Genomic DNA, 17,482 nt, shown 5'->3' with positions numbered 1-17,482 from the left:
GCCCGATTAGCCTGAATGGACCCATGATCTGCACTCAAGATTTCGGGAAAGCCCTTTATCTTCCTGCTCAGAGCCGGAGACGGCGCAGCAGGAACGCCGAAGGGCACTCCCGTTGCGGAAGCGCCCTTCAGTGTCGTGATGCGGAGTTGGCGATAAAGCCGGCTGACGCCTTAGCGGACGCCCGGGGTTTCCAGCTCGGGTTCGGGAACCTTCGGTTCCTCGTGGTTGTCCTCCATGGTGGACTCGTCAAACGGGCGTTCACGGTTCAGCACCGCGGTGACCTGCTCCTTGTCGATTTCCTTGGTCCAGGTACCGATCAGGACCGTGGCGACAGCGTTTCCGGTGAAGTTGGTCAGCGCACGGGCTTCGGACATGAACCGGTCGATGCCGACGATCAGACCCACACCTTCCACCAGGTCCGGGCGGTGTGACTGCAGTCCGCCGGCCAGGGTGGCCAGGCCTGCGCCGGTGACGCCGGCGGCACCCTTGGAAGCGATGATCATGAACACCAGCAGGGAGATCTGCTCCCCCAGTTCCAGCGGCATGTTCATGGCGGAGGCCACGAACAGGGCGGACATCGTGAGGTAGATGGCCGTGCCGTCCAGGTTGAACGAGTAACCGGTCGGCACGGTCACACCGACCACCGGCTTGGAAATGCCCAGGTGCTCCATCTTGGCGATCAGGCGGGGCAGGGCCACCTCGGAGGAAGAGGTGGAGAAGATGAGCAGGTACTCCCGGCCCAGGTAGCGCATGAGCTTGAAGATGTTTACGCCGGTGCACAGCTTCAGCACACCGCCCAGGATGACGGCGATGAACAGGGCACAGGTGATGTAGAAGGCGATCATCAGCACCGCCATGCTCTTGATGGCTTCAACGCCGGTTTCGCCAACGACGGCGGCAATGGCGCCGAAGGCGCCGATGGGAGCCAGCCACATGATCATGCCCAGGATGCGGAAGACCAGTTTCTGGATCTGTCCGATAAGGGTGAGGATCGGGGCTCCGGTAGAACCCATCTTCTGCAGGGCGAATCCGACCAGCAGGGCCACGAAGAGGGTCTGCAGGATGCTCTCGCCGGTGAGCGAGGACAGCAGGGTGGTGGGGATGATGCTCAGGATGAAGCCCGCCATGCCTTCTGCGTCTTCAGCCACCTTCGGAGCGTTCTCCGCGCCGGCGGCGATATTCAGACCTTCGCCCGGGTGGATCAGGTTTCCAACCACCAGGCCGATGGCCAGCGCAAAGGTGGACATGACGATGAAGTAGCCAAGAGCCAGGCCGCCGACCTTTCCGACCGTGGCTGCTTTGGCGATCGAGCCGATGCCGAGGACAATTGTGCAGAAGATGACCGGTGCGATCATCATTTTGATCAGTCCGATGAAGGCGGTGCCCACCGGCTTCAATTCCTTGGCGAATTCGGGCTGGACGAGCCCCAGGGTGGCACCGAGCACCACCGCCAGAATTACGGCAATGTACAAAAAGTGTGTTCTGTCCTTTTTGCGCGGGCTCTTCGGTGAGCCGGCGCCGCGGGCAATGGTGGCAGATGCCATGTGTGTGCTGCTCCTAGGCTTGGTTTCCAGATGTGTCCCTGAGCGGCACCGAGACTGCGGTTCTCCGGCGGTGCGGAGCCGTGCGGGAATCGCCGGGAACATAAGTCCTTCGTACACATCGTCAACCGAAGCTGTGACGACTGTCACGGTTGTGGTCATACTGTTCTCAATTGCTTTGAGCAAAAAGGAAATGAATTGCGGAAATGGAGTCTGGCCAGTCGGCTGCTTATGGGGCAACTGGCTTTTCTCGTATGCCTGTCCCTCGGACTCTCGCTGGCGCTCTACCACCAGGCTGAACGGAACAGCTACGAGGAGACCGCCGAGCGGATGCTTTCCGTGGCGGGAACCGTTGCCGCGGATCCTTTTGTGCTCGAATCGGCGGCTGCTGCGGATCCGAGCGCTGGGCTGCAGCCGTTCGCACGGGCTGTCATGGATGCCGCGCAGATCGATTTCCTGACCATCATGGCTCCCGACCGCACGCGCTTCACGCACCGCAGCGATGATCAGATCGGCAAGGCCTACATCGGCTCCGTGGACCAGGCGCTGGCCGGGCAGTCCTTCACTGAAACCTACGCCGGCACGCTGGGCCCCTCGGTCCGGGCCATCGTCCCCGTCTTCGGTGTGAATGGTGAGGTCACTGCGCTCGTCGCCGCCGGCATCACCGTGGACCGCGTAGCCATCGCCCGCAACGCCGACCTGCCGGCGGTGTTCCTTACAGCGCTGGGTGCATTGGCCTGTGGAACCCTCGCCTCCTACGTGCTCAGCATCTATCTGCGGCGCACCACCCGGGACCGCCGGCCCGATGAACTGCTGAGCATGTTCACGTTCTACGACTCCGCCCTGCATTCCCTGCGCGAAGGCCTGCTGCTGCTGAATAACGACGGCGAGCTTGTCCTGTACAACGATCAGGCGGCAACCCTGCTGGGCCTGGCACCCGGCCGCAGCGGACAGCCCCGGGATGCCCGGTCTCTCGGGCTGCCGGACTCCTTGGCCGCTCTGCTGCACGGGGGCAGGAGGGCCGAGGACGAGTTCCACTTCGCACGGGACCGCATCCTGGTGGTAAACCAATCCCCCGCCGTCGCCCCTCCGGTGCGCGACGGCGTCGCCCGGCTTCTCCCCGGCAACCGCGGAGGCAAACGGAGCGCTGCACCCAAACGCTTCGGCACCGTGACCACTTTGCGCGACCACACCGATATTGAAGCCCTGACCGGAGAACTGCAGTCCATGCACACCCTCACCGAAGCGTTGCAGGCCCAGGCGCACGAACACGCCAACCGCCTGCACACGTTGGTTTCCCTGATTGAGCTGAACCGTCCCGCTGATGCACTTGAGTTCGCCACCCGCGATCTGGAGCAGTCCCAGCGCCTGGCTGACGACGTCGTCGCCTCCGTGGGCGAACCCGCGCTTGCCGCACTGCTCACCGGCAAGGCGGCCCAGGCCCGCGAGCGCGGAATAGGGTTGCAGATCGACCTCGAGGACGCGCACCCCGGGAGCGCCCCTGCCCTGGACCTGGATCCGGGAGAGCTGGTCACCATTGTGGGCAACCTGATTGACAACGCCTTTGACGCGGTCGCCGAGGTTTCGGAGCCGATGGTGACCGCGTGGTTTGCGGTGGTGGAGGACGACGGCGGCAGGCCCGTTTTTGAGATTGGCGTGCGGGACAACGGACTTGGCATTCCGGAGGTGTCCACCGAGCAGATCTTTCACCAGGGCTTCAGCACCAAGGATCCCAAGGAACTGCTTCCCTCCGGCACCGGGGGCACCGGCCGGGGCATTGGACTCCCCCTGGTCCGCCAAGCAGTGCTGCGACTGGGCGGATCGCTCCATCTTGATCCGGGCGGGCAGCCCGGCCGCGGTGCCCGCTTCACCGTTCTGGTTCCCCTGCCGGCCGCCCACCCCCGCGCTCTCCACGGGGTTCCCCAGTGAATGCCGACCAGAACATCACAGTGCTCGTGGTGGAAGACGAAGGCATTGTCGCTGAAGCCCACGCCGAGTACGTGCGCCGCAGCCCCGGATTCGCACTGGCGGGCGTGGTCCATACAGGCACGGACGCGATCACCTTCCTCAACGCCTCACGCAGCGGCTCCGGGGCCGACGGCGGGCGGGCCGCACACACCCGGGACACCCCGGAACCGGCAGTGGACCTGATCCTGCTGGACATGAATCTTCCGGACCTCCACGGGCTGGATGTCCTGCGGCGGATCCGCGGCGCCGGGGTGCCCGCCGACGTTATTGCGATTACCGCCGTGCGGGATCTCGCCGTCGTCCGCAGTGCCATGTCCGCGGGGATCGCTCAGTATCTGATCAAGCCCTTCACTTTCTCCGCGTTCAGCGCCAAGCTCGCCTCCTACCGGGAATTCCACCGCAACCTTGCCGGGCAGGGGGTCTCTGCCACCCAATCCGAGGTGGACCGCGCATTGGCCGCACTGCGGCCGAATGTGCCGGCGGTCCTGCCCAAGGGCCTCTCCCCCGATACGCTGAAAGCTGTTTCGGAGCTGCTGAAGACGGCTCCGGCTCCGCTGTCCGCAAGTGAAGTCTCTGCCGCGCTGACGATGTCCCGCATTACCGTCCGCCGCTACCTTGAGCACCTGGACGATCAGCGGGCAGTACTGCGGACTCCCCGATACGGAACCCGCGGCCGGCCCGAATTGGAATACAGCTGGCGGCGGTAATGCGGCAAAACTGGCCCAAAGAATGAATCATCTGGCTTTTAGTTTGAATTAGCGCCAATTCGGATAAATGCGTTGCCGGCGGTGGATATGGTGACAGGCATGGAACCGATTCTGAAATTCGCACGGCAATGGGGTGCCCCCGCGGCAGCTGTCATCTTCTTCTCGCTCTGGTGTGTGGGCGAAGCCGGGCGAATGGGAGGATCACTGCTTTCCTGGGAGGGACTGTGGCCGCTGGCCCTGATGACCCTTGCGATCGCCTCGGCCACCTGGAAGCCGCTGCTGTCCCTGGGATTCACCGTTGTCCTCCTTGCAGGACAGCTGCTTCGGGTGGTGCCGCCAATGGCTTCAAATCACTGGGCCATCTATGTGGGCTCATTCATCGCCCTGGGCTTCATCCTCTGGACCTCCCCGCGGCGGGTGCGTTTCATCGCGGCGGGAACCAATGTGGCGGCGGCAGCCGTCATGACGTTCCTGATGCTCTCCTGGAGGTACGGCAACGGCGTCGGATGGTTCAGTCCGGCGGCGTCGGGCGACCGGTGGATGCTGCAGGAGAACGGCTGGCAGCTGTTTGCGCTGCTCCTGCTGATCTCCGCGGCCTGCTCCGCCGTCGGGCTCCTCCTTGCCCTGTACCAGGAGCGGGGCAGCCTGTTCCGGTCCCGCGAGCAGGTGCAGAACAGCCTGAAGGAAACCGAAATCGAGCTCATCGTGGAGCAGGAGCGCATCCGCATAGCCCGCGATCTGCACGACGTCCTGGCTCATTCCCTCGCCGTCATCGCCGCCCAGGCCGACGGCACCCGCTACCTGAGCAAGGACCAGCCCAAGGCGATCCTCAACGCGCTGGATACCATCGCCCGGTCCGCCCGCAGCGCCCTGGTCGATGCCCAGCGGGTGATCGAAGGCGTGCGGGACGACGGAATGGTGACCCCCCAGCCGCGGCTGAGCGACATCCCTGCGCTGATTGACGGGATGCAGCGCGGCAGCTTGAAGATCCAGTCCAGTGAGTCCGGAATCCCGGTGGAACTATCCGCCGGGCAGGAGATGGCTGCCTTTCGGATAGTCCAGGAATGCCTGACGAATGCCCTCAAGCACGGCGGACGCGGCACGGATGTGCGGCTTCACTTTGATTGGAGCGGTCCGGGCCTGACCCTGCATGTGGCATCGGCCGTTACCGCTGCCGGCCCTGCAGAGGGTGCGGATGCGGCCACCTCCCGCATCGGCCGGGGACTGGCCGGGATGCGTGAGCGCGCCCACCTTGCCGGCGGCTGGCTCACCGCAGGACCGGACGGGGAACACTTCCGGGTTACGGCCTTCATCCCCTACGGCCGGGATCCGGGGACCGCGGATGGGAGCGGCGGTGCCGATGCCGGCGGTGCCTTTGACGATCCCGCAACATCGGAAGCACCACCGGCGCTGGCCGCAGCACAGGAAGCGGACGACCGTGCCTGATGCCGGAACACGCATCACCGTGGTCCTGGTCGATGACCAGCCCTTGTTTCGGGCGGGAATCCGCATGTTGGTTGAGAGCCAGGAGGACCTCGAGCTCGTCGGAGAAGCCGGTGACGGGGAAAAGGCGGTAGCGCTGGTCAGCGAGCGGCGGCCTGACGTGGTGCTGATGGACCTCCGCATGCCGGTCATGGACGGGGTGGAAGCCACCCGGAGAATCGTTCAGGATGCCGTGGCCGCGGGCAGTGACAAGCCGCGGATCATTGCCCTCACCACGTTCAACAGGGATCAGGCAGTAGTCCAGGCCGTGCAGGCCGGAGCCAGCGGGTATCTGCTCAAAAGCGCCGAGCCGGAATTTCTGTTGGCGGCCATCCGGACCGTCCACTCGGGCTATTCCGTTATCGCTCCAGGATCCATCCATACGCTCTTCGAGCACGCCGCCCGCAGCAGTCCTGCCGCCGGTCCGGACCTGTCCGTCCTCAACGTCCTTTCCGTCCGGGAGCGCGACGTGTTTCTTCTGGCCGCCAAAGGCCTCAGCAACAGTGAAATAGCGGAGAGCCTCTTCGTCTCCGAAGCCACCGTCAAAACCCATCTGCGCAGTGTGTTGGACAAGCTGGCCCTCCGCACCCGGCTTCAGCTGGTCGCGTTCGCCCATGAACGCCGCCTGCTGGGCAGCTGACTACCCTGCGCCGGTTACTGGAGCGGTGGCCCGGTCTCGGACCGGACCACCGCTCCGCGGTTATTTCCGGTCCAGTGACCGGGCGAGCCCGCCGATGAAATCCCGGAAGTAGGCGCCGGTAACCTGAGCCTCCGGGTTCATGTCATACGCATGGTAGGCCCCCGGATAGACGTGCAGCTCGACGGGCACACCGGCAGCAATCAGCCGGCTAGCATACTCCATGTCCTCTTCAAGGAACAGGTCCAGAGCGCCTACGCTGATGAACGTTGCCGGCAGCCCTGACACGTCCTCGACGCGTGCGGCCGCCGTATAGGGTGACACTCCCTCGCCCCCTGGTTCGTGCCCGAGGATCGAGGCCCATCCGAACCGGTTGTCTGCCGGGGTCCAAAGGAACTCCCCCGCATATGGGTGAGGATCCCGGGTGCTGCAAGTCCGGTCATCAAGCATGGGGTAGATCAGCAGCTGATATGCAATCGGAAATTCACCCCGGTCTCTGGCCAGGATCGCCAAACACGCTGCAAGCCCGCCGCCGGCGCTGGCCCCACCCACCGCGATACGGTCTGCGTCTATCCCCAGCTCAGCAGCGTTGCTGTGCACCCAACGAAGCGCCGCGTAGCAGTCCTCCACCAGGCCCGGCGACGTGGTCTCCGGGGCAAGCCGGTAATCCACCGACGCCACCACAGCACCAGTCTCGGTCGCTATCCGGCGGCAGAGGGCCTCGTCGGCGTCGGCCGACCCGATGACGTAACCGCCGCCGTGAATCCACACCAGAGCAGCCGAGGACGTCTCCTTCGCCTTCGGTTCGTAGTAGAGGACCCGCACCTCGGGGTCCCCCTCGGCTCCGGGAACGAGGTGCTCGGTGACAGCCACATTCGGGAAGAGCTCAGCCGGGTCGGGGGCGCCTTCAACCGGGGCACCCATCATCTCGCGCACGCCCTGCAACGTCTGCGCCGACAGGTTAAGAGTTGGGAAAACGTCGAGCATGGCAACTATCTCAGGATCGATCAGGTGCCGGGAGCTGGCGGGGGAACTGACATTCTGGGACATGGCATCCTTCTTTCATTCGTTATGCACTGGGACGGGTTAGCGGTGCAGCGAGATCAGGACTCGGCTGTCACGGTATTACGGTCCGCGGACGGCCCGACGGTCTTCGGTGCTGCCCCGGCTTCGAGGAGGAAGCCACGGTAGCCGTCCTCTGCGATTTGGTCGCACAGGTTCCGATAGGCCCCTACACCGCCGATATAGGGCATGAAGATTCGCGGTTTGCCAGGAATGTTAGCGCCCATGTACCAGGACGCGGCCGTGGGGTACAGCGTCTGGTGGGCGGCCGTGTTGACGTGGTCTACCCAGGCGTCTTCAGCTGTGGGATCCACGTCTGTTCGGGTAACACCGTTCTGCAGCGCATAGGCGATGTGCCCGGTGATCCAGTCCACGTGCTGCTCGATGGAGACGATCATGTTACTCAACACCGACGGGCTGCCGGGTGCAGTGATCATGAACAGGTTCGGGAAGCCTGCGGTGGCGATCCCGAGATAGGTGCGGGGTCCTGCTGCCCATTTGTCTCGCAGCATGATGCCGTCAACCCCATGGATATCGATTGCGGTAAGCGCCCCGGTCATCGCATCGAAGCCTGTGGCAAAGACAATATCGTCCACCTCGTAGGTTTTACCCGCCACCACCACACCCTGCTCGGTAATCCGCTCGATGGGTGTCTCTCTAACGCTGACAAGCTTGACGTTGTCTCTGTTGTAAGTGGCGTAGTAATCGGTGTCCACGCAAATGCGTTTGGTACCGATCGGATGGTCCCGGGGTATCAGGAGCTCGGCGACTTCAGGGCGTTCAACGATTTCGCGGATCCGGTCGCGGACGTACTCGGCCACCACTTCATTAGCTTCAATGTCAACCCCGGTGTCGAGGAACGCAGACATGAACCCTGCCCCACCGTTCTCCCAACGCTGCTTCATCTCGCCTGTCCGGACCTCAGTGGACAGGTCACCGACCCTGCCGATGGGAGGCGCGAAAAGGACTCCGGACGGAGACAGCCGTGCCTCCTGCCGAAGTTGATCGTAGTCGGCTTTCGTCTGTTCAATCTCTGCGGGATCGAGCCTGCGGTTGACAGCCGGCACCGAGAAATTCGGCGTTCGCTGAAATACCGTAAGTTGGGCAGCCTGGGCAGCGATCTCAGGGATGGACTGGATGGCAGAGGACCCCGTTCCGATCACCGCCACTCGGCGTCCTGTGAAATCGACTCCCTCATGAGGCCATTCCCCGGTGTGATAGGTGGACCCCTGAAAAGTGTCTATCCCCTCGAAATCCGGCACGCGTGAGGCGGACAGGCAACCAACCGCTGTGATGAGGTACTGCGCAGTGCTGATGGCGCCGTCGTCGGTTTCCACGATCCAGCGGTCCTGCCGCTCGTCATACCGGGCGCTGTTCACGGACGTGGAAAAAGCAATGTCCGGGCGGAGGTTGAAACGGTCGGCTACGTGGTTTGCGTACCGCAGGATCTCCGGCTGCGTGGGGTACCGCTCAGTCCATTCCCATTCCTGTTGCAGTTCAGATGAAAACGAGTAGGAGTAAAAGAGCGATTCAACATCGCAGCGGGCTCCCGGGTAGCGGTTCCAATACCAGGTTCCGCCCACCCCTTCCCCTCTTTCGACCACGCGCACGCGTAGCCCCAGATCATCGCGTAGCCGTTTGAGCATGTACATACCGGCGAAACCTGCGCCGACGATCAGCGCGTCATAATCAGTTGTTTGCTGGCTCGATACTGTCATCGAGAACTCCGTCCGTTGCCGGCGTCATTGCCGGTCCAGGCCTTCTGGTGCGCCTCAGTCTGCACCCGGACAGTTATGGCCACCACATGGCAAATGGCTCTATAAACTCCCGGCGACGCGCCATTTGGCGAGCTGTCATTCGTCGGAATCCCGGACTCGGCGCAGACACAGAGCCAGGAACAGGCGGGTCCGGCCGTACGGTTCGGTGATGTTGAAACCAAGGGCCTGTTCTGCTCTGGCTACCCTGTGCGTCACCGAGTTGTGGTGCAGATAGACGGATCGGGCCGCTTTCCGAACGGAGTCTGTCACCGCGACTGCCTCCAGTATCCGCAGCATGTCCGCCCCGTGTGCAGTCCACAGTTTGTCCAGGACTTGGACGTCCCCAACCGTGTCAATCTGGTCCGCTGTCAGGTACTGGGGCAACAAGGCATAACCTCCCATCGTGGCCGCGTCGAGGAACACCGCCTCTTCCTGATGGTATGGAGCGCTGTCATGGGCCGCGGGCAGTGTATAGCGCATGCCCAGCCGCACCAGCTTGTACTTTTCCGGAAGCTCCAGGATCTGAACGTTGTGTGCCAGCGCTGCCCTGACACCGACCGGTACGGGAACGGTGGGCAACGCATCCTCCAGCCCTTCGACCGCGAGGAACAGGGTGCTCCCGTCGTCGTACCCATGGACCCGGGACGAGACCATGTTGATTCGAGATGCCAGCTCCTTTACATCTTCTTCCCTCCCTTTGATTCCCATCACCGTCAGCGGCGCGTCCTCGCGCAACCCCAGATGCCCCGCAGCCCGTAGCCGGGCGGCAGGCGATCGGCGCTCATCGAACACCACCTCGATGGCCGGAACAGCAGCTCCGTCCGACTGGCGTAATGCCGCTTTCATGGTCACCCCGAGCCGCCGAAGGAGAAGCCGCTCCTCGGGCCACGGCCGCCCCTCCAGCCAAACCCGCAACCCGTCAGGCAGCTGTCGCGCTCCATCCGGAACCGTCCCCGCCTCCTGCCTGACTACGCCGTCCGGGCCGGCGACAAGCCTCTCCCCGTCAGGACTGCAGACACCTACGCCCCGCCCAAGCAACCTTGCCGTCCTCGCCAGAGCAAACACTGGTCCGGCGTCCTGCTCCACTAGGTCGTCGAAGGCTTGGAGGACCTGTTCCAGACGGGAGGAACCACTATCTTCTTCCACCGCCTGCGCCCCCTCGCTTGGGGTGGTCGGATCAGTCAACATACGCGTGAGGCTAACGTGTACGCCCGACTTGTGCGAGGAGTACTTCGGGCCGTCATTCGGGCTTCCCACAGGCTATTGGCCCTATTCTGTCGTTAGGCGCACTCCGATCATCAAGCGACACCTGCGAATACTTGGTCGGGGGGGGTTGACAAAACCGGCCGGGCAGAGCCTAGCGTTTTAGAAGTGCATTCCAGCCAACGCCAGTGCAGGCTGTGATCCCTTCCGCGAGGCCTGCCCCGTCCACGGGAGAGTCCCATGTTCCAGGAATCAGACCTTGCAACCCTCCGTACCCTTGTCCACGGCACAGTGAGCAGCCCGGGAGATCCCGGATACGCGATCGACACCTCCGGCTACAACCCCTCGATGGTCCAGCGCCCGGACGCCACCTTGGGAGCGGCCGGTGTCGAGGACATCCAAAATGCCATCCGCTGGGCAGCGCAGCGGGAGATCCCCCTGGGAATCCAGGCCACCGGACACGGCGCTGCCGCTTTGATGGACTGCGGCTTGTTGATCAATACCTCCCGGCTGCAGGACATAGTGGTGGATCCCGAAGCAGACACCGTGACAGTGGGGCCGGGCGTCCGCTGGGGGCAAGTGCTGGAGGAGATTGTGCCCGAGGGTTTCACCGGACCGCACGGCTCCTCCGGGACGGTCGGAACAGTCGGATACGTCTCTGGCGGCGGGCTGCCGCTCATGGGGCGGGCGCTGGGATTCGCGAGCGACCATGTGTTCTCCCTTGACGTGGTCACTGCCGACGGCCGGCTGCGCCGGCTGGAGTCCGGAAACGCCGACGACGCCGAGCTGTTCGCGGCGCTGCGCGGCGGCAAAGGCAATTTCGGCGTCATCACCTCCATGACCCTGGCATTGACCGGCTTCACGGACTTTTACGGCGGCGGGATCATGTATCCGCAGGACGCCGGTCCCGAGGTCCTGCACGCCTTCCGTGAGTGGACGTCGCAGCTGCCGCCGGATGCGTCGGCATCGCTGGCCTTCCTGCACCTGCCGGATGTCCCGTTCCTGCCGGAGCCTCTGCGCGGCACGGCTCCGGTGCACCTGCGGTTCGGAAAGTTCGGAAGCCAGGAGACCGGGGACGCATTGCTCGAGCCCATGCGGCACCTCTCGTCGCCCATCATGGATACTGCCGGCCCCATGGACTACCGGGCCGTCGGCAGTATCCACATGGATCCGGATGATCCGGTGCCGGCGCTGGACCGCGGCAGCCTGTTGTCGGATTTGTCGGGTCCGTTGGCGGATGAGCTGCTGAACCAGGTAGGGCCTGGTTCGGAGTCACCGTTGATGATGACCGAGATACGGCTGATGGGCGGGATGCTGGCCGCCGATCCACCGGTGCCCGATGCGGTGTCCGGCCGTGGCGCGGGGTTCCACCTGTACTCGGTGGGGCTCAATGTCCCGCCGGCCGCGGACGCGACGGCAGCCGCACTGGAGCAGTTGAACACGGCCATCGAACCGTACACAGCCGGCGCATTAGTTAATCTCCAGGGACCGTCAGGTGGAGACCCGGACCGGCATCCGGCCTGGGAACCGGAGGTCTTCCGGCGGCTGCAGGCAGCCAAGACGACCTACGATCCGCAGAACCTCTTCCGTTTCGGCCACGCCGTTCCAATGAGCCAAGTCCAGGCAGAGCCGACCTAGGCGGTCGGCTGACCGGCTGGCCGGGTTCGTCTCCGTCACGGGTCGCCGAACCGATCGGGCTGGCCAGCCGACCCGGGACCGTCGGCATCAGCCCACCGGACGCAGCAGCGGCACCAGTGCGTCGATAACCCCCGGATCCTCAATGGTGGATGGAACCGTATACGCGTCGCCGTCGGCAATCTGGCGCATCGTCTTGCGCAGGATCTTGCCGGAACGGGTCTTCGGCAGCGCTTCCACCACCTGCACGTCCTTGAAGTCCGCCACCGGACCGATGGATTCGCGCACCAGCTTCACCAGATCCGCGCGCAGCTCCTCCACGCCCAGCTCGGTTCCGGTTTTCAGCACCACGTAGCCGCACGGCCGCTGCCCCTTCAGGGAATCCGCCACTCCGATCACGGCACATTCGGCCACAGCAGGGTGGGTCGCGACAATCTGCTCCATCGCGCCGGTGGAGAGCCGGTGTCCGGAGACGTTGATGACGTCGTCGGTGCGGCCCATGATGAACACGTAACCGTCCTCATCCACGTAGCCGGAGTCCCCCGTGGTGTAGCAGCCCTCGAAAATCTCCAGGTACGAGGACCGGAACCGGTCGTCGCTGCCCCACAGCGTGGTCAGCGTTCCCGGGGGCAGCGGCAGCCGCAGCACGATGTTGCCCTCTTCCCCGGGTGGAACCTCCGCGCCCTGTCCGTCCACGATCGCCAGCGAGAATCCCGGCACCGGAACCGTCGCGGAGCCGGCCTTGATCGGCAGCTGCTCCAATCCCATCGGATTGGCGCAGATTGCCCAGCCCGTTTCCGTCTGCCACCAGTGATCCACCACCGGAACGTCCAGTGCGCGTCCTGCCCAGGCGAAGGTCTCCGGGTCCAGCCGCTCCCCCGCAACAAACAGGGTCCGCAGTACGGAGAGGTCGTAATCGGCCATCAGGGCGGCGTCCGGATCTGCCTTGCGGATAGCACGCAGCGCAGTGGGCGCGGTGAAGAGGACATCCACCCGGTGCTCGTCCGCCACGCGCCAGAAGGCTCCGGCGTCCGGCGTTCCCACCGGCTTGCCCTCGTACAGCAGCGTGGTGGCTCCGGCGATCAGCGGCGCGTACACAATGTAGGAGTGGCCCACCACCCAGCCCACGTCCGAGGCGGTCCACATCACCTGGCCCGGTCCGACGTCGTAAATGTTGCGCATGGACCACGCCAGCGCGACGGCGTGGGAACCGTTGTCGCGGACCACGCCCTTGGGCGCGCCGGTGGTGCCGGAGGTGTAAAGGATGTAGAGCGGGTCAGTGGCAGCCACGGAGACCGGACCGGCAGGAGACGCGCCGGCGGCGAGCTCGTCCCAGTCATGCCAGGCGGTGCCGTGGGCGCCGTTGTACTCCTGCGCGGTGTGTGCGAACCCGTCGCGTTCGGCCACCACCACGTGGTTGACGCGGTGGTCCGCGGCGGCGAGCGCGTCAGCGACGTTGGGCAGGTACTCCACGGTGCGTTTGGGTTCCATCCCGCCGCTGGCGGTGACGACGACGGCGGGCCGGGCATCGTCGATGCGCGCTGCCAGCTCCTTGGGGGCAAAGCCGCCGAACACCACGGAATGGATGGCGCCCAGCCGGGCCGCGGCAAGCATGGCGATTACGGCCTGCGGAATCATCGGCAGATAGATGATGACCCGGTCCCCGGCCTCCACTCCGAGTCCGCGGAGGACTCCGGCAAAGGTCTCCACTTCGGCAAGCAGCTGATTGTAGGTATAGGTGCGCGTGGTGCCGAGCATCGCGGAGTCATAGATCAGCGCGTCGGCGTCCCCCCTGCCGGCAGCCACATGGCGGTCCAGGGCGTTGTAGCTGGTGTTGAGATAACCGTCGGGGAACCAGCGGTACAACGGGGCGCCCGATTCATCCAGCGCCTGCTGCGGGGCGGTGTCCCAGTCCACCAGCGAAGCGGCCTCCAGCCAGAAGGCTTCAGGATCCCTGAGGCTTCGCGCGTAGGACGGTGCGTAACCGTCTTCCGCTGCCCCTGCGGCGGTCGCGGCTGCGGTGTCCGGTGCTTCATTTCCTGCATCCAGGCCAGAGCTCATGAATCCTCCTCGATTCGCAATGTGATACCGATCACCCTAGGGCAGGAGGAGGTCCGCCACAACTGAACTGTGTATACATGACACAAAGTGAACTGCGGTGGAGCGGGGTCAATGGTTTCCAATAGGGTCGGCTGTGTATACACTGATGAAGCACATCACATTCATCTCAGCTCGGATCCACCGGCTGGCCAGCAGTGTAAAGGAGCGCCAATGCGGGCAAGCGACCGCGCCTACCGGGCGCTCCGCGAAGATATCGTGGCCGGCAGGCTCCTGCCCGGAACCGTCCTGGGCGAAGTGGAGCAGTCGCAGCGCCTGGGGATTTCCCGCACCCCCCTGCGCGAAGCACTGAGCCGGCTCACCGCCGACGGCCTGACCGCCCCGCACAACGGACGCGGCGTCGTCGTCACGTCCATTTCCCCGGAGACCGTGACCGAACTGTTTGAGCTCCGCCAGGCGCTGGAGTGCAAGGCCGCCGCGCTGGCAGCCACCCGCGGGGAACCCGAACTCTTCGCCGGCCTGCGCCGGGACTTCGAGCAGGCGGCAGACCTCATCGTCCAGGAAACCGGGCTGGACCCGTCCCGCTCGGGTTACTACGCCCTGGTGGCCCGGCTCGATGAAGCCATCGACACTGCTGCAGCAAACACCTACCTCGCCCAGGCGCTGGCGAACGTGCGGCTGCATCTGGCCCGGGTCCGCAGGCTGGCCAAGGACAACCCGGAGCGGCTGCTCGCCACCGCCGGCGAACACGCCACCATTGCCGCCGCCATTGCCTCCCGGGATCCGGCACTGGCGTCCGCAGCCACCTCGGTCCACCTGCACAAGTCGCTGGAACACTTCCTCGCAGCAGTCGGTCCCCCGGTTTGAAGGCCGTTCAACCGGCACCCCAACACTTCATGACAGCACCACCGATAACAGTTCCGCCAAAACGTTCCCAGAACATCCCCCGAAAGGACACACCATGAATCTCCACAAAGTGCGGGTCCACCGCAGCGACGAGAACCTGGCCCGCGAAGACCAGCTGGCCTACAAGATCGCCGAGGTCGCCGCTGACCCCGTTGCCGTGACCGACGAGGTCACGGACATGGTCATCAACCGCATCATCGACAACGCCTCGGTGGCCATCGCCTCCCTGAACCGCGGGCCCATCGTCGCCGCCCGCGCCCAGGCGCTGTCCTTCTCCCCCTCCGCGCACGGCAACGGCTCGGCTGTGTTCGGCGTCGAGCAGAAGACCTCCCCGGAATGGGCTGCCTGGGCCAACGGCGTCGCCGTCCGTGAACTCGACTACCACGACACCTTCCTGGCCGCCGAGTACTCCCACCCGGGTGACAACATTCCGCCGCTGCTCGCCGTCGCGCAGCACACCGGTGCCTCCGGCGCCGACCTGATCCGCGGCATCGCCACCGGTTACGAAATCCAGGTGGACCTGGTCAAGGCCATCTGCCTGCACAAGCACAAGATCGACCACGTAGCCCACCTCGGCCCGTCCGCTGCCGCCGGCATCGGCACCCTGCTGGGCCTCGACGTCGACACCATCTTCCAGGCCGTGGGCCAGGCCCTGCACACCACCACTGCCACCCGGCAGTCCCGCAAGGGCGAGATCTCCACTTGGAAGGCCCACGCTCCGGCGTTCGCCGGCAAGATGGCCGTGGAAGCCGTGGACCGCGCCATGCGCGGACAGACCTCCCCCACCCCGATCTATGAGGGTGAGGACGGCGTGATCGCCTGGATGCTGGACGGCCCCGACGCCGCCTATGAAGTTCCGCTGCCCGAGACCGGCGAAGCCAAGCGCGCCATCCTGGACACCTACACCAAGGAACACTCCGCCGAGTACCAGGCCCAGGCCTGGATCGACCTGGCCCGGAAGATCCACCGCGAACACCCTGAGGCGGCCGACGCCTCGCAGGTGGCCAGCGTCCTGATCGCCACCTCGCACCACACCCACTATGTGATCGGATCCGGCGCCAACGATCCGCAGAAGTACGATCCGACGGCCTCACGCGAGACGCTGGACCACTCCATTCCGTACATCTTCACCGTTGCCCTGCAGGACGGTTCCTGGCACCACGTGGATTCCTACGCCCCCGAGCGTGCCGGCCGCGCCGACACCGTGGAGTTGTGGAACAAGGTCACCACGGTGGAGGATCCGGAATGGACCCGCCGCTACCACTCGCTGGACATCAACGAAAAGGCCTTCGGCGGCAAGGTCACCATCGTCCTGACCGACGGCACCGAAATCACCGATGAAATCGCCGTCGCCGACGCGCACCCGCTGGGCGCCAAGCCGTTCGCCCGCGAGCAGTACATCAACAAGTTCCGCACCCTGGCCGCCGGCCTGGTCTCCGAAGAGGAGATTGAGCGGTTCCTGACCACTGTGCAGCGCCTGCCCGAACTGGCCGCCGGCGAGCTGGACCAGCTAAACATCTCCGCAGCCGACGGCGTCATTGACCCGGCCAACGCCCCGAAGGGACTCTTCTAAATGCTGTACTCCTCCGTAACCCCCGAAGCCAAGCGCATCGCCTTCCGTGAAGGACTCGCGTCCGGCACGCTCCAGCAGTTCCCCGGCGCGTTCAATCCGCTGTCCGCCCGCCTGATCGAGGAAAAAGGGTTCGACGGCGTCTACATCTCCGGCGCTGTCCTCGCCAATGACCTCGGCCTGCCGGACATCGGCCTGACCACGCTGACCGAGGTCGCCACCCGCGCCGGACAGATCGCCCGGATGACGGACCTGCCCGCCATCGTCGATGCCGACACCGGCTTCGGCGAGCCGATGAACGTGGCCCGCTCCATCCAGGAACTCGAGAACGCCGGCCTGGCCGGCTGCCACATAGAGGACCAGTTCAATCCCAAGCGCTGCGGCCACCTGGACGGCAAGAACGTGGTGGACCTGGACACCGCCACCAAGCGGATCCGTGCCGCCGCGGACGCACGCCGCGATCCGAACTTCCTGATCATGGCCCGCACCGACATCCGCGCCGTGGATGGCCTAGAGGCGGCTCAGGACCGTGCCCGTGCCCTCGTGGATGCCGGCGCGGACGCCATCTTCCCCGAAGCCATGAAGACGCTGGAAGAGTTCGCCGCCATGCGGGACGCCGTCGACGTGCCGATCCTGGCCAATATGACGGAGTTCGGCAAGAGCGAGCTGTTCAGCTACGACGAGCTCGCCTCGGTGGGCGTGAACATGGTCATCTATCCGGTGACCCTGCTGCGCAGCGCCATGGGTGCCGCGGAACGCACGCTGGAGACCATCAAGGCCAAGGGCACCCAGCAGGACGATGTCCCCAACATGCTCACGCGTGCACGTTTGTACGATCTGGTGGATTATGAAGCCTACAACCGCTTCGACACGTCGGTCTTCAACTTCCAGGTTCCGGGCAAGCACTAGCATTTCCGCCGGAATCCCCGCAGCAAACCACCGCGACAAAGGAGTCT

The 17,482-nt window shown here is 64.8% G+C and carries 13 protein-coding genes; 8 read left to right on the top strand and 5 right to left on the bottom strand.

Going from position 1 to position 17,482, the window contains the following annotated elements:
- Nucleotides 1–170: 170 nt before the first annotated feature.
- Nucleotides 171–1,544: a cation:dicarboxylate symporter family transporter gene (locus MUG94_RS06275; RefSeq protein WP_227908951.1), complete on the bottom strand. Its 1,374-nt coding sequence runs from the start codon at nt 1,542–1,544 to the stop codon at nt 171–173.
- Between the two features lie 195 nt (nt 1,545–1,739).
- Here MUG94_RS06275 and MUG94_RS06270 point away from each other — a divergent pair, with 195 nt between their 5' ends.
- From MUG94_RS06270 to MUG94_RS06255, 4 genes are all read left to right on the top strand, one after another.
- Nucleotides 1,740–3,470 carry a sensor histidine kinase gene (locus MUG94_RS06270; RefSeq protein WP_247098841.1) on the top strand — a complete coding sequence of 577 codons (1,731 nt, stop codon included), beginning with the start codon at nt 1,740–1,742 and terminating at the stop codon, nt 3,468–3,470.
- Nucleotides 3,467–4,216, top strand: a complete 750-nt coding sequence (locus MUG94_RS06265; protein ID WP_227889322.1) for a response regulator — start codon at nt 3,467–3,469, stop codon at nt 4,214–4,216. The genes MUG94_RS06270 and MUG94_RS06265 overlap by 4 nt, the downstream gene beginning before the upstream one ends.
- Before the next feature lie 99 nt (nt 4,217–4,315).
- Nucleotides 4,316–5,662, top strand: coding sequence for a sensor histidine kinase (locus MUG94_RS06260; RefSeq protein WP_227908953.1), 1,347 nt, complete (start codon nt 4,316–4,318; stop codon nt 5,660–5,662).
- Nucleotides 5,655–6,338 (top strand): response regulator, encoded by a 684-nt coding sequence (locus MUG94_RS06255; protein ID WP_227889320.1) that lies wholly within the window; start codon nt 5,655–5,657, stop codon nt 6,336–6,338. The genes MUG94_RS06260 and MUG94_RS06255 overlap by 8 nt, the downstream gene beginning before the upstream one ends.
- Nucleotides 6,339–6,398: 60 nt before the next feature.
- On the opposite strand, the gene MUG94_RS06250 is transcribed toward MUG94_RS06255, so the two are convergent.
- The 3 genes from MUG94_RS06250 to MUG94_RS06240 form a co-directional block, all read right to left on the bottom strand.
- Nucleotides 6,399–7,385 carry an alpha/beta hydrolase gene (locus MUG94_RS06250; RefSeq protein WP_227889319.1) on the bottom strand — a complete coding sequence of 329 codons (987 nt, stop codon included), beginning with the start codon at nt 7,383–7,385 and terminating at the stop codon, nt 6,399–6,401.
- Nucleotides 7,386–7,438: 53 nt separating this feature from the next.
- A complete protein-coding gene (locus MUG94_RS06245) occupies nt 7,439–9,115 on the bottom strand; it encodes a flavin-containing monooxygenase (protein WP_227908954.1) in 1,677 nt (558 codons plus the stop codon).
- Between the two features lie 135 nt (nt 9,116–9,250).
- Nucleotides 9,251–10,000 carry a helix-turn-helix domain-containing protein gene (locus MUG94_RS06240; RefSeq protein WP_227908955.1) on the bottom strand — a complete coding sequence of 250 codons (750 nt, stop codon included), beginning with the start codon at nt 9,998–10,000 and terminating at the stop codon, nt 9,251–9,253.
- 597 nt (nt 10,001–10,597) lie between these two features.
- Between MUG94_RS06240 and MUG94_RS06235 the strand changes: the two genes are divergently transcribed.
- On the top strand, nt 10,598–11,995 hold the full coding sequence (locus MUG94_RS06235) for an FAD-binding oxidoreductase (RefSeq protein ID WP_227908956.1): 1,398 nt from the start codon (nt 10,598–10,600) through the stop codon (nt 11,993–11,995).
- An 87-nt stretch (nt 11,996–12,082) separates the two neighbouring features.
- Here MUG94_RS06235 and MUG94_RS06230 read toward each other — a convergent pair whose 3' ends face one another.
- The gene (locus MUG94_RS06230) at nt 12,083–14,053 is read right to left on the bottom strand and encodes an acetate--CoA ligase (RefSeq protein WP_227908957.1); all 1,971 of its coding nucleotides are present in this window, start codon (nt 14,051–14,053) and stop codon (nt 12,083–12,085) included.
- A gap of 210 nt (nt 14,054–14,263) precedes the next feature.
- On the opposite strand from MUG94_RS06230, the gene MUG94_RS06225 reads away from it, so the two are divergent.
- From MUG94_RS06225 to prpB, 3 genes are all read left to right on the top strand, one after another.
- Complete coding sequence (locus MUG94_RS06225) at nt 14,264–14,917, top strand: GntR family transcriptional regulator (RefSeq protein WP_227908958.1); 654 nt, start codon at nt 14,264–14,266, stop codon at nt 14,915–14,917.
- Between the two features lie 94 nt (nt 14,918–15,011).
- Entirely contained in the window at nt 15,012–16,529 is a 1,518-nt protein-coding gene (locus MUG94_RS06220; RefSeq protein WP_227908959.1) for an MmgE/PrpD family protein, read from the top strand.
- On the top strand, nt 16,530–17,435 hold the full coding sequence (gene prpB / locus MUG94_RS06215) for a methylisocitrate lyase (RefSeq protein WP_227889312.1): 906 nt from the start codon (nt 16,530–16,532) through the stop codon (nt 17,433–17,435).
- The last annotated feature ends 47 nt before the right edge of the window (nt 17,436–17,482 follow it).

The sequence above is a fragment of the Arthrobacter gengyunqii genome (assembly GCF_023022985.1).
In the GTDB taxonomy this organism is placed as follows: Bacteria; Actinomycetota; Actinomycetes; order Actinomycetales; family Micrococcaceae; genus Arthrobacter_B; species Arthrobacter_B gengyunqii.
Note: the sequence above shows the minus strand (reverse complement) of the source record. Positions and strands in the feature narration are given on the sequence as shown.

Coding starts and splice junctions, on each gene's coding strand:
- MUG94_RS06250 (WP_227889319.1), bottom strand. CDS start 7,385: ATGTCCCAGAATGTCAGTTCCCCCGCCAGCTCCCGGCACCTGATCGAT.
- MUG94_RS06240 (WP_227908955.1), bottom strand. CDS start 10,000: ATGAAAGCGGCATTACGCCAGTCGGACGGAGCTGCTGTTCCGGCCATC.
- MUG94_RS06235 (WP_227908956.1), top strand. CDS start 10,598: ATGTTCCAGGAATCAGACCTTGCAACCCTCCGTACCCTTGTCCACGGC.
- prpB (WP_227889312.1), top strand. CDS start 16,530: ATGCTGTACTCCTCCGTAACCCCCGAAGCCAAGCGCATCGCCTTCCGT.
- MUG94_RS06220 (WP_227908959.1), top strand. CDS start 15,012: ATGAATCTCCACAAAGTGCGGGTCCACCGCAGCGACGAGAACCTGGCC.
- MUG94_RS06260 (WP_227908953.1), top strand. CDS start 4,316: ATGGAACCGATTCTGAAATTCGCACGGCAATGGGGTGCCCCCGCGGCA.
- MUG94_RS06245 (WP_227908954.1), bottom strand. CDS start 9,115: ATGACAGTATCGAGCCAGCAAACAACTGATTATGACGCGCTGATCGTC.
- MUG94_RS06275 (WP_227908951.1), bottom strand. CDS start 1,544: ATGGCATCTGCCACCATTGCCCGCGGCGCCGGCTCACCGAAGAGCCCG.
- MUG94_RS06225 (WP_227908958.1), top strand. CDS start 14,264: ATGCGGGCAAGCGACCGCGCCTACCGGGCGCTCCGCGAAGATATCGTG.
- MUG94_RS06230 (WP_227908957.1), bottom strand. CDS start 14,053: ATGAGCTCTGGCCTGGATGCAGGAAATGAAGCACCGGACACCGCAGCC.